General features: G+C 50.2%; 13 protein-coding genes. 7 read left to right on the forward strand and 6 right to left on the reverse strand.

What is annotated here, in order from left to right:
* Positions 1-377 precede the first annotated feature (377 nt).
* Positions 378-1,676, forward strand: coding sequence for a BamA/TamA family outer membrane protein (locus tag BUB30_RS16025; protein WP_143164950.1), 1,299 nt, complete (start codon positions 378-380; stop codon positions 1,674-1,676).
* 21 nt (positions 1,677-1,697) lie between these two features.
* Here the strand turns inward: BUB30_RS16025 and BUB30_RS16030 are convergent, their stop codons facing one another.
* The 5 genes from BUB30_RS16030 to BUB30_RS35460 form a co-directional block, all read right to left on the reverse strand.
* A complete protein-coding gene (locus BUB30_RS16030; protein ID WP_073135896.1) occupies positions 1,698-2,345 on the reverse strand; it encodes a hypothetical protein in 648 nt (215 codons plus the stop codon).
* 231 nt (positions 2,346-2,576) lie between these two features.
* Positions 2,577-3,302: a hypothetical protein gene (locus tag BUB30_RS16035; protein WP_143164951.1), complete on the reverse strand. Its 726-nt coding sequence runs from the start codon at positions 3,300-3,302 to the stop codon at positions 2,577-2,579.
* 63 nt (positions 3,303-3,365) lie between these two features.
* Positions 3,366-4,013, reverse strand: a complete 648-nt coding sequence (locus BUB30_RS16040; protein WP_143164952.1) for a hypothetical protein — start codon at positions 4,011-4,013, stop codon at positions 3,366-3,368.
* A 177-nt stretch (positions 4,014-4,190) separates the two neighbouring features.
* On the reverse strand, positions 4,191-4,676 hold the full coding sequence (locus BUB30_RS16045; protein WP_143164953.1) for a hypothetical protein: 486 nt from the start codon (positions 4,674-4,676) through the stop codon (positions 4,191-4,193).
* 19 nt (positions 4,677-4,695) lie between these two features.
* Positions 4,696-4,866 (reverse strand): hypothetical protein, encoded by a 171-nt coding sequence (locus tag BUB30_RS35460; RefSeq protein WP_221408729.1) that lies wholly within the window; start codon positions 4,864-4,866, stop codon positions 4,696-4,698.
* Between the two features lie 138 nt (positions 4,867-5,004).
* Between BUB30_RS35460 and BUB30_RS16050 the strand changes: the two genes are divergently transcribed.
* Positions 5,005-5,679 carry a potassium channel family protein gene (locus tag BUB30_RS16050; RefSeq protein ID WP_073135907.1) on the forward strand — a complete coding sequence of 225 codons (675 nt, stop codon included), beginning with the start codon at positions 5,005-5,007 and terminating at the stop codon, positions 5,677-5,679.
* A 45-nt stretch (positions 5,680-5,724) separates the two neighbouring features.
* Here the strand turns inward: BUB30_RS16050 and BUB30_RS16055 are convergent, their stop codons facing one another.
* Positions 5,725-6,459, reverse strand: a complete 735-nt coding sequence (locus BUB30_RS16055; RefSeq protein WP_073135910.1) for a hypothetical protein — start codon at positions 6,457-6,459, stop codon at positions 5,725-5,727.
* Positions 6,460-6,462: 3 nt separating this feature from the next.
* Between BUB30_RS16055 and BUB30_RS16060 the strand changes: the two genes are divergently transcribed.
* The 5 genes from BUB30_RS16060 (at position 6,463) to BUB30_RS16080 (ending at position 12,632) form a co-directional block, all read left to right on the forward strand.
* Positions 6,463-7,482, forward strand: coding sequence for a hypothetical protein (locus BUB30_RS16060; RefSeq protein ID WP_073135912.1), 1,020 nt, complete (start codon positions 6,463-6,465; stop codon positions 7,480-7,482).
* Between the two features lie 440 nt (positions 7,483-7,922).
* Positions 7,923-10,010, forward strand: a complete 2,088-nt coding sequence (locus tag BUB30_RS16065) for a sigma 54-interacting transcriptional regulator (RefSeq protein ID WP_073135914.1) — start codon at positions 7,923-7,925, stop codon at positions 10,008-10,010.
* Positions 10,011-10,366: 356 nt separating this feature from the next.
* On the forward strand, positions 10,367-10,690 hold the full coding sequence (locus BUB30_RS16070; protein WP_073135916.1) for a hypothetical protein: 324 nt from the start codon (positions 10,367-10,369) through the stop codon (positions 10,688-10,690).
* Positions 10,691-10,811: 121 nt separating this feature from the next.
* Positions 10,812-11,951, forward strand: coding sequence for a hypothetical protein (locus BUB30_RS16075; RefSeq protein WP_073135918.1), 1,140 nt, complete (start codon positions 10,812-10,814; stop codon positions 11,949-11,951).
* A gap of 75 nt (positions 11,952-12,026) precedes the next feature.
* Entirely contained in the window at positions 12,027-12,632 is a 606-nt protein-coding gene (locus BUB30_RS16080) for a DUF4136 domain-containing protein (RefSeq protein WP_245804109.1), read from the forward strand.
* Positions 12,633-12,636 lie beyond the last annotated feature (4 nt).

Raw genomic sequence — 12,636 nt, forward strand, 5'->3', positions numbered from 1 at the left:
GGATATCGCAATACAGCGTCCTTCGAATTTCCTAACGATCGACCGGCCAGGAGAAGAATTCATTCCGTCATCGGCCTTACGCAACGAAGGGTGCCGTGTTATTATTAGTATTATCCCTAAGATAAAATCAAAACAGCTTTGCCCGGGCACTGGTTTTGTTTAGATTCAGGTATGGCTTTCACGTTAACCGATCTGCCTGTTCTACCGACGGTATCTCACCCGCCCTATTCCCAAATTCTTACGGACGTTTGCTTTTTCTGTACGCATCGTGTTGCGAGCACCACAGGTTTTATTCGTAGTAGCTTGAATTGCCATCACGCATAAAAAGATGGCCGGCCCGGCCGCGCCATGGTTGTCTCTGAAAAAAAACAAAACAGATGAGACTTCTTTCCTTGGGCCTGTTCTTTTTTAGGATCGCTGTCGCGCTCGCCCAGCGGGAAAGTACCCTACCGAAGCCCGTCACCACGACGTTCGTGATGACGGAAAGCAAAACACCATCCGAAACCCACGCCACCCCGGACATCCCGGCAATCAGCCTCCGCACCAGACCAACGGCATCTCACGAAGGCGTATCCGCAACCCCATCGCCACCGACAGCACCGGTCGTCAAAGACACGTCCAACACCATGAAGAAGCTGAACAAGGCAAACGCCTTTATGCAATGGTACATGATCTACTTCCCTGTGCCGTTCGGTTCATACAGCAAGGAAACCAGCTGGCTTTTTGGACTCAGTAAATACAATGCCTTCACCGTTAAACCGCGAAACACTGTCGACACCGTGACGCAGCCGTCCAGCATCTCGGCGTTGGGATATTACACCCTTAATACGCAATACAAAATGGTGTTGGAGTCCAACATCATGCAACACCACAACAAGTCGATCTGGAAAACGGATATCATTTATTCGTACTATCCCCTCCTGTTCTATGGTGTGGGCAACGATACGGACCTCGAAAACGAAAGCACCCTGAACACGACCAACCTGCAGTGCTACAGTTATTACCTGTTCAAGGTTTATAAAAAATGGTATCTCGGGCCCGTGGTCGATTATCTCAACTATTACCAGGTGGATTTGATCCACGGTGCCACCACTGATCAACCCGGCACGACGCTAACGCAATATCAGGGAAGACAAACGGGGGTGGGCGTTAAGCTCTCCATGGAGGGGCGCAACAACCGGCTGAACGCCAAGAAGGGCGTGTATGTAGATGCGGGTTTTACGCGCTATACCGCTGCACTGGGGAGCCAATTCAACTACTCCTATTTTCAATTTGATGTGCGCTATTACCACACCTTTCGGAAAAAGCTTACGGTGGCCACGCAACTACGAACGGAGTCCAAGCAAGGTGATGTCCCGGTTCAGTCGCTGGCACTCCTGGGTGGAGATTACTCCATGCGCGGAACCTATCTTGGCCGATACCGCGACCACGTCGCCCTCGATGGGCAAGTCGAACTCCGGTTTCCGATCTTCTGGATATTTGGCGGCACCGTGTTCGGTGGTCTTGGTCAGGTGGCGCCCACCTATGGCAAGATCAATATCGGGTCCTTCCACGAGACGCATGGGCTGGGCATCCGCCTCCAGGTCGATCGCGAACATGACATCAATCTCCGGTTGGATTTCAGCTTCAGCAAAGATCAATCGATCGTCATCATGAATTTCGCGGAGGCTTTTTAAGCGCGCAGGGCCTCGTACAATCTAACTTTCGCCCAACACGTTGTTTACATCTTCCACAAAATCCTTGAAGCCCGCATGCGAAGTCCTTTTGGGTAGCCAGACCAGTACAGCATGATCGATCAACTCAACCTTCGCATCCTGGATTGCCGCAAAGGCGGACACATCGGATCGATCGTCGATGATAGCAAACGTCTGGTATTCATGGAAGGGGCCCTGGCCCTTGCCGAGGTATGCATACGATACGTAAACTAGTCCGAAGAAAAGCCCGGGGGTGAATTCCCAGAGGTAATGAATAACCTTTGTATCAAGTTCCCTGGCATACTCCGCTTGCGCGAGGATGCGATCAAAGACCGTCTCTTCATCGCTATCCCGATCAATTTCGTCAATACCCGATGCAATGAAGTCCCGGAGGATGTATTCAATTTCCTTCTGTTCGTCGGAATAGTTCTCTTCGATTTCCCGATCGGGCTTGATGCGCGGGCCCGGAGGATTTTCTACAACAATGCCTTGCTCGGCTTCCTCAAGTGTGATCTTTTTTCCCGTCAGGGGGTCGTACAACAATTCGTCGTTGAGGCGTTCTTCCTGGGCGGTGTTGTTTTCTGTTTTCGATATGAATACGATCCCAATAATAAAAATGCAGGCGAGGATACAGAGCAATACAATCATCATAGCAGACCAGCAGTGTCCGGGTTGCGGCAAAGTAAATATAACAAAAAAAGGTATTGTGGAGAGCAGCCCCTAAAAACCCGAAAAGGAATACCGATCGCGGCGGGCAGCTTGGGAGAGGTCAGGGCTAAAGCCCGGCTAGCGGATTGTTGAACCCCCCGGCCTAAAGGCCGGGATTATTCGTTCAGCGGGTCTGTTTTATACGTAAGAAACTAAAGGCTCTCCGCTGGCAAATTATTTAATCCGCATCATTTCACTGCCGGGCATTTTGATCATGTTCAGGTCTTTGTCTTCCGCCAGCTTCGGTATCTTGAACAGCGCATCGTCTACAGGCCCGGTCTTTTGAGCAACCAAGGTCAACGTGATCACCGATAATTTACCAACGCGCTTAACAATCTTTATCGGGAGCGCCTTCGCGATGCTGAGGTAGTCGGCCCAGCCATCGTACACGTGTTTCGCATACAGGGTCGGGTCGATGGCGTTTTTTGTTTTGTTGAAATAATAGTCATACGAGCCGCTCTGCCATTTTACACGCACGACTTCGCAGGGTGTGCCGCCGACGTTAACGGTGGTATCCAGCTTGGTAATAACGGGTTTCTTACCGGTGAGTTGGAATTCAAGATCGATCGACATGTCCGTAACGGTGCAGATGTCTTTGGCCTCGCCATCCTGGAATGTGTAGAGTTTATTGGCGTCGTTTCGATAGATTACCCAGGTGCTGGGATGGCTGTTCATCTCGCTGCGATAATTCCCTTTCTTATAGGTCGATTTGACCGTATCGATATACGAGCCATCGGATTTCATGCGATCGATGATCTTCTCGGCCGTGATGCCACTGGCTTTCATTTTTTCGGATACGGTCACTTCGTAGTCTGCTTTGTAGACCAATGTTCCTTCGAAGGATTGAGCCTGCGAAAGCAATGTTGTGCACAACAACAGGAGGGTTAACAGTCGTGTCATGGGGGGTTTAGGGTTTTGTTTTTTATGGATGGATACCAGGTTCCGGGGTAGTGCAATATAAGGTTATCTTCCGCCGCGCAGGCGGTTGTCTACGTCCTCCACAAATTCCTTGAAGCCTGCATGCGAAATCCTTTTGGGCAACCGGATCAGCACCATGTCCTCGATCAACTCGACGTAGGCATCCGGGATTGTCGCAAACGCAGTGATGTCAGGTTGGTCTTCTATAATAGCCATGGGTTGGCATTCATGCGAAGGCCCGTGTTCACTATACGAACAGGCTACGTAAACCAGTCCAAAGAAAAGTCCCGGCCTGAGTTCCCAGAGGTGATGAATTCCTTTTTTTTGAGGTCCCTTGTCATATTCCGATTGCGCCAGGATATCGTCAAAGACCGAGTCTTCATCGTCATCGTGATAGGTTTCTTCAATGCCTGATTTGATGAAGTCCCGGAGGATGTATTCGATTTCCTTCCGTTCGCCGGAATAATTGTCTTCGATTTCCTGATCGGGTTTGATGCGTGGGCCCGTGTAATTTTCCACCACCATGCCACGTTCGGCTTCTTCGAGGGTGATCTTTTTTCCGGTCAGTGGGTCGAATAACAATTCGTCGCTGAGGTTTTCTTCCTGGGCCGGGTCCTTTTTGTGTTTCGTCAAAAACATCATCCAAATCACCATACCCCCGAAGAGGCAGACAAATACAATTCCAGCGATCATAACAGCGTCCGAGGTTGCGGCAAAGGTAAAGATAGCAAAAGGGGATTGTAGAATATAATCCCTGAAAACAGGAAGAAGGGTGGATTATTGGTTTGCTTGACAGCAATACCGTTAGCCTCCCGCGAAGAGGACCCTGCCAGGCGAGAAAGTTAAATTACGATACGTGAAGCGGTCGGTTTAATTTCGCTTCGCGAGGCTTTGCAGTTCGCCGTACGTGGGAATTTGCTGCATGATGGATGCCCGGATCTGGGTGAGCAGGTATATTTCGGCCTGGTAAAATTCAAAGGCGATCACCCCGTTGGTGGCGGTCTTTATTTTCTTGTAATATACTTCCAGCATTTTTTCCTGGTTCATCCGGTTTGCAAAGTATTGTTGTGCAAGCGAATCGGCGCGAGCGGCGGTCATGTGCTGGTAGACCTGGGCCGTGCGTTCATAGAGTCTGATTCTCGTCTTTGCCTCGGGTTTGACGGCGGCCTGGTATTCGTTGTAGATCTTCCAGAAGGCCACCGAATCTTTCCCCGAAACGGGCACTAATTTCTGTATGATCTCCAGCTTCTGTACATGCAGCAAATTGACGATGGCGTCGGCTTCGGCGTCGGAGGTTTGTGCATAGCTTCCTGCTGTGCAAACAGCGGCGAGCACCAGGGATAGTATTGTTTTCATGAGTTTTATTTTGAAGCGTTTAGAATCCATACCCATACGTTGCCACTGGAAATGCACAGGCAACATGTTTGTCATTGATCACCGATCTTCCGCTGGCATTTGCACTCCAATGTTTTCGTGGCGCTGCCGGCGTTTCCAGGAAATCATCAGCGCGTTTTTCTACTGCGCTGACGTCGATCAAGGTACTCATATTTGCTATCCAGTCTACGTTAAACGGGGCTGTTAACCGTTAAACGATGTCGGATGCATGGGTTAATTTCCAACTGGCGTATGTTTGTTGAATATCTTCATCGTTGAACCTAACCCATACGGCCCTTACGCTATTGCCATGAATTCCCTCGACAACCTCTGGAAAAATGACAAGGGGTTTATCTGGATGTTGGCCATCTCGATAATAACCTTGATCAGCAGCCAACTTTCGGAAGGCATCCTTTGGGAGAGTAAGTTTATTGTGCGAACCGGATTCTTCTTCGTCACGCTTATTGCCATACGGTCTTCCTCCCTCTCGCGTTTCGGGAAATTGCTGGGGTACTTCATCGCTTTCGCGATCTTGTTGCTGGCCGTTGCCATGATCCGGACAGAAGCGCCGGGATTGAATTTGATTTACACCGTACTGGTCGCCGGGTATATGATCTATATTATAACCCTGGTCTTTCGTCAGATCTTTACCAGCCGGATCATCACGGTCTATCAAATTGGCGGTGGTGTGGCGGCTTATATTTTGTTGGGTCACATTTGGGCGTCGATGTATCTTGCGCTGTACATTATTCAACCGGATTCATTTCAATACGGAGGGACGGCCATCCAACACGATGAGGCTTTAAAACAATTGTCGTATTTCAGTTTCGTGACGCTGACCACCATCGGCTATGGCGATATCACGGCGTTGGGTTCGGTGGCGCGCATTTTGGTGATGATCGAAGGACTTTTGGGGCAATTGTTTCCGGCCATCTTTATCGCAAAACTGGTCAGCCATGAAATCGAGGACTCGAGGAAAAAGTGACCACAGAGACGATGAAGACCATTGGCAACAACCCTTAGGCGTCGCTCAAATATCCGGTGTAAAATCCCGGACGTGAATGTTGTCGGCGCCTTTTTTGTCGAAGGGATATTCGATCAGTGTTTGGAAGTTGCTGAGCGTTACCAGGATGAGGCTGGTGAGGGCGAGGAAAATATGAATTCCCCATGCGGGGACAACGCCATCGAGGCGAAAGAGTAGGATGGGCGCCTGCACTAAGGGGAAGATGATGATAAATAAAATGGTATAAAACCGAAGTCCAATCATGGTACGGTGACGGACGAGGCTGATCAGGAAAACAGAACTCTCGGTGACGTCCTTCAGGTAGCGAATGGTTCGAAGTACGTTGCGCTTTGAAATCTCTTCACGGTTACTTTCAATAAAGGCGAATACTTCGTTCAATTTCTTTTGTATGGGCCCGTAGCCCAACGTTCGATTTTCCAGTTGATCGGCAAGCTGCGCCGCCACGCCTTTCAACAACCGGCGGGCCTCTGCTTTCTTTTCGGCCAGCAGGTCTTCGGAGATCTGAAACGAATAATACAGCGCCATCGCGGCGCCTTTGAACAAGCTGAAGTATTCCAGTGCTTTGTCCCTGCGCTTGAATGCGGCTTGCATGGAGAAATGCAAGGGAAAGACCACGCAGAGACCGAACAACAGGAGATCGAGGTGAAACTTCACGTGAAAGTGTATCGCCAAAAAAGCCGCCGCCTGCGAGATGGCTAAGGCTAAAAAAGTTCGTAAATTGAAGTAGTTCAAAATTTTCATGGCATGAAAAAGCGTTACGGTTTAATAATGACCCTGGTCATTCTTTGCACCTGCTCCTTTGGCCAGGATGTTCCACTCTTTCAATCAAAGGAAGCGATCAACGTTCGCATAACCGGCTCAATCAAATCTATCAAAAAGAAGTCAAATGATTCCACGCTGGTTGCCGGAAAGTTTCTGTATGAGCAAGGTCCTGATCAATGGATCACCGTGCCGGTGCAGGCCAGGGTGCGGGGAAACTACCGGCTAAAGAATTGCTTCTTCCCCCCGTTGAAACTGAAATTCAGCAAAAAGGATGTTGAACCAACCCTTTTTGCCGGAAACAAAGCGCTGAAGCTGGTGTTCCCCTGCCGGACATCGTCGGACAAGAACACGCTTGTTCGCAATGAATATTTGTGCTATCAATTCTACCAGGTACTTTCCCCCTACTATTTCAGGACCCGCCTTGCTCACCTTGACGTTACGGAAATTTCAAGGAAGAAACCCCGCAGCTACGACCTGCTGTCTTTTTTTGTAGAAGACAATTCGATGGTAGCCAAACGCAGCCACGGGAAGATCGTCGAGACCAAAGGGATCAACCCGGCGTCCTTTGATGAGAAGCAGTCGGTGCGAAACGATTACTTTCAATACATGATCGGCAACGCCGATTGGTCCTCCGTTTTCCAGCACAACAGCAACACGATGTTTGTCAACGGCAAATATGTTCCGCTCTCCTATGACTTCGACATGTCGGGGTTTGTGAATGCGGGCTATGCTCACGAAAATGCCCCCAGCCTGGGAACAGGCGATCCGCGCGAGCGCGTCTATCGCGGTTATTGCAAATCGAAACCCGCCATGGAAGAGATCCGGAAAGAATTTCTGGAAAAGGAATCCGCGTTGCACGCGATCATCGATGAACACGCCAAGCACTTCACCAAAAATGAATTGGAAGACATGCACGGCTACCTGGATGAATTTTTTAGAATTCTAAAAAGCGACGACCGGTTTAAAGATTCCATTCTGGACTTGTGCAGGACGACCAAATAAAATAGCGGCCGCAAAACTTCATCGTTCCCAGCAAAAACTAGCTGCTGTCGGCATTTCACTCAGCGGGTCCGCACACTACCCCGTATTTATCCTGAAATGATTTGACAACCGTTTGTTAAAGCGCTCGACAACGCTTCTTTCATGCTTCATTTTACGTCCTTCGTTTTACCGTATGTTACCGTAAAACGGGCCCGCCGGTGGTGTATTACCTTTATTGTGCGCCTCGTTTTATCTACCTTCGAACGGGTTGTTCCCAAGAGCACACGTCCTCTCTGTCCCGATGATCAATCGGGGAATTTGGAGATGCGTTGGCTTCCGGAGGCGACCACGCATTTCGGGTTACTTCATGGATGGTAGTCCAAGCTTTCTTTCGCACGTTGTTCATGGATAGCTGCGTTGTTTTTGAGTAACCGGGGTTTCAAGTATTAAACAAACGCGACATGGAAGTTTTTTACACGTCCTTTGGCCTTGTTACTGCCGGCGTATCGTTGGCCATGGGTTCCATTTATCTTTTCCTGGCGATAAAGAAAGGCGAACGCACCTATTTGTATTTCGGCCTGATGGGCATTGCCCTGGTGTTCTTCTTCCTGACGCCACCGGTCGGGTTTATCCTGCTCGACGTCCCTCCTTATCCTGCCAACATCCTTGTCAAAAGAATTTTTATCTTTTCCTATTACGCGCTCACGCCTTGGTTCATCCTGGGGTATTCGCAGTATCCCCGGAAAGGCCTTGCCTATGCGATCGGGATCATCGCCCTGGCGTGCTATGCGGTGATGTATTTGACGACCGATTCCGCGGCGAAGCCCGCCTGGGCGCTCCTGAGCGTGCTTGCTTTTGGTTGCACATTGACCCTGGGGATCCTGGCGGCGCGGTGGCAATTTATGAACGGGCAAAAGAAGCGCGCCTACCCACTGGCCGTGGTCATGACGATTTATGGCCTCTTGTTTTTGCTCGTTATTCTAAATCAATTGACGCCGGTATTGAATCTGCAATTGTTCTTCCCCATGCATTTTCATGCACTCTTATTTATGTTGATCATGGGGCAACGGTTAGCGTCGGGCTTGTTGGAAAAGTACGCCCTGGAGCAAAGCCTCCGGCTAAGCGAAGGGAAGTGGCATTCGTTCATGCAGCATGCCACCTTCATGATCGTGGAGCAAGACCGCGAAGGCCGGATCACCTTTGTCAATGATTATGGTGTCAATCTCCTGGGCTATTCGAATGCGTCGGATGTATTGAAATTAAATTGGTTTGACAAATTTCTTTCTCCGGCCGACGGCAACTATATGCGGAACCTTGTCCGGGAAGCCCATCATTCTACGGGAACCCTACCCGTCGTCAAAACCCCGATCCAGGCGAAGGATGGACAGGAGCTGGTGATCGCCTGGTCGAATTTTCCGATCACCGATGCACAAGGTGTTGTTCAAACCGTGATGAGTATTGGAAGGGATATCACGGAAGAAGAAAAGGCAAGCGCGCTGGTGGAGAAACTAAAGAACGAGTTGCTCAAGGAACAGATCATGTTGAGCCGTCAGCCGCCGATGGAGAATCATGGGCTCGTCGGCGAAAGCAAGGGGTTGGGCTACGCCATTCAGAAAGCAGAACAGGTGGCGACAACGCTTGCACCGGTTCTGCTGGAGGGCGAAACCGGTGTAGGAAAGGAGTTGTTTGCCAGTCTTATTCACAACGACAGTCTGCGTTCCGACAAACCTTTTGTGAAGGTGAATTGTGGCGCACTGCCCAAAGAACTCATTGAAGACGAGTTGTTCGGTCACGAGAAAGGTGCCTTCACTTCGGCCAGTCAGTCGCGCAAGGGGCGCTTTGAATTGGCGGATGGCGGCACGATCTTCCTCGACGAGATCGGTGAACTTCCACTCGACATGCAGCCCAAGTTGTTGCGCGTGCTTCAGAGTGGGGAGTTCGAGCGCATCGGCGGGCAAAAGACCATCCGCGTAGACGTTCGCATTTTGGCGGCCACCAACCGGAATCTTTCCTTTGAAGTACAGCAGGGCAATTTCCGCAGCGACCTGTACTACAGGCTCAACGTCTTCCCCATCACCATCCCCCCCCTGCGCAATCGCAAGGAAGACCTCCCGTTGCTCATTCGTCATTTCATGGATCAGAATTGCAAAACCTATCACCGCGAATTGGAGCAGATCTCCCGCGCTAACCTGGAGCGTCTTCTTGCCTATGACTGGCCGGGCAACATCCGTGAATTGAGAAATGTTATCGAACGCTCCGTCATTGTCAGCCAGGGCAAGACGCTGCAGCTGGATTGGTGGGTGGAGGAAAACGCGGGCAAACTACCGGCCGGGGACCACTCGCTTGGCCATGTTGAAAGGGACCATATTATCGCCGTGATGGAGCGATGCCATTGGAAGATCAATGGCGAAAACGGTGCTGCCGAAATCCTGGCGATGCATCCCAATACGTTGCGTTCGAAAATGAAAAAGCTGGACATCAAAAGACCCGGTTTGTCCGAAGACATTGAAACGTCTCCGGATGACCTTCAACGCCGGGGTCCATTATAATCGCTCCCCACAAAATCTCAACACACAAAGATCATGATAGGCTTCGTCTGCCGGTCGAAGATCATTGACCCTTTGTGCTATTTTTTTTATCAGCCTTCAACAGCACATCACCGTCTCTATCTTCGTCAATGCATTTTTTACAACGGATGCTCACGATATTTCGTGAGCATCACGAAATATCGTGAGCGATATCATCAAGTCACGCCCGCATACTACATCCATCCTTTCGCATAAAGTTCATTTGCAAGCCGTCAGGCCACAGTATGGCGTTGACGAATGTTTTGGTACGGCGATTGTATAGCCCCACGTTATCGATTTTAGTCGACCATCTCCCTAACGCCTGAACCATATTCGCTATGGAAAGCAAACCCTGCCTGTTTAAGATCTCCGGATCTATCAATACGGAAAAACACAAGGAGTTTGAACAAACGGTCCGGTTCGTTTTCAAACTGCTGCCCCACAGTTGCTTCTCGAGTCACCTGGCATTGGATGTCTTCAACACCAATCTCTACCATCTATTCATGTTGTGGTCGTCGGATGCCGAGCTCAATAATTTCAAGCATAGCAATGAGTATCACGTCATCAAAGGTTCCTTTCAAACCCTCGGCCTGATGGACAATTATGTTACGGCAACGTGTATGGATGTGCACGGGCTCGAGATGAACGATGCCGATACCTGATGCTGTGGAACAATGACCTTTTACAAAATTAACCTAACCAACAAAATCCTGAGAAGCTAAAGAAAATATATCCTCAGACCCGACCCTGCAACGGGAAGAGGCAGTCTCTAAAAACAACATTATGAAACTAAAGATCTTTACAACATGCTGTCTGTTCTCCTTGCTCTTGTGCCTCACGGGCCAAAACGCAACCTATGGACAGGTGTACTCAGACAAAGTTGTCGGGAAGAAGAACGCGGATGTGATCGATAGCCTCAAGGCCGCACCCTACCCTTATGCGCTTCCCATTTATGGCAAAAAGGCCGCAGCGTTGGGATTCAACCTGCCGTACTCCGCCGGGATTGGCGTCAACTACCTGTGGCAGCAGTCCGACCTGGTGATCAACAACCTGCAAGTTGGATTTAACTACGGTCCCCTGCACAACGTGGATGAGATCATCCGCTTTAACAACGCCACGTCTACCGCCTCGGGTTGGAACATTCGGCCGGACATTTGGCTTTTCCCTTTTCTGAACGTCTATGGGATCCTGGCCAAAGCCAGTCCTTCCACGGCTGTGGATTTCGGAATCTACGTCCCGGATGCCGATGGCAATTGGAGCAACGTGCTGTCGATGAATACCAAAGCCAATTTCCAGGCGTCCACCCTGGGGTTCGGTTTGACACCGACCATTGGCGTAGGTGGCGGATGGATGGCGCTCGATGTGAATTTCACCTGGAGCGATATCGCCGAGCTGGAGAAGCCGGCCTTTGCCACGGTGTTCGGACCTCGTCTTGGCAAAAGCTTTAAACTCAAAAAGCCCGAACGCAACATTGCCTTATGGGTCGGAGGATTCAGACTTCACCTCAACTCGGGCACTACGGGCTCACTCCAATTAAATGAAGTGATCGACATCTCCGGGCTGCAGGCCCGCGTCGACAATGGGATCGCTAAAGTGGGGAGCAGCCAGCAACAAGTGGACACCTGGTGGAGCGGCCTCACCCCCGTGGAGCAAAAGAATCCCGTGAACATGGCCAAGTATGAAACGGCCAACCGCGCGCTCGATGCCGCCGGCACATTTCTGAACGGACTCGACGAAGCACTCAACGACGACAAGCACGCCACCGTCCAATATTCGCTGGACAAGCGACCGAAGGACATGTGGAATTTTATTATCGGTTCACAATTCCAGTACAATAAGCATTGGATGGTACGGTGTGAATACGGATTCCTCGGGTCGCGCAAGCAGGTGATCGCCGGTCTTCAATACCGGTTTGGACTATAGAACATAAGACATCATCACAAACCGGCGTGTGCCGGTCTATATATCAACAATATGAACTCTAAACAATTTCTACGTATGAAAACAAAATTAGCTACTGTACTGCCGATCATGGTGCTGTTGGGGGCCTGCTATCCCAAAGGCCCCGACTATGTTGAAGATGCCGACGTTGTGGCTACGAGCTACGATGTGAAGTATGACTTTAAAGCAAAGTCCACGTTTGCGATGCCCGACAAGATTGTCGTGGACGTCTCCATTGACCGGGGCGACACCACCTACGAATATATGCTGCCCGCATTTGCCACCCCCATTCTCGGAGCGATACAAAGCGACATGGAAAAATATGGCTGGCAACGCGTGGACATCGATGAAGATCCGGATGTGGTGCTCACACCGGCGGGTATTTCGTCGACCACGTACTTTTATAGCTATTGGTACGATTGGTGGTATTACGGATGGGGCTGGTACTATCCTCCTTATTACACCGTAAGCAGCTACACCACGGGAACCTTGATCATGGTGCTTTCCGATCCCAGTCAGGCGGCCAATAGTCCGATCAGACGCTCGCCAGCGGTATGGACAGCGGCCGGCAACGGACTGCTTACCGGCTACTACGACGTCTCGCGTGCCACCGACGCGATACACCAGGCCTTTGCTCAATCGCCTTATTTGAAAACCAACTAATGCC

The organism is Chryseolinea serpens (assembly GCF_900129725.1).
Classification (GTDB): Bacteria; Bacteroidota; Bacteroidia; order Cytophagales; family Cyclobacteriaceae; genus Chryseolinea; species Chryseolinea serpens.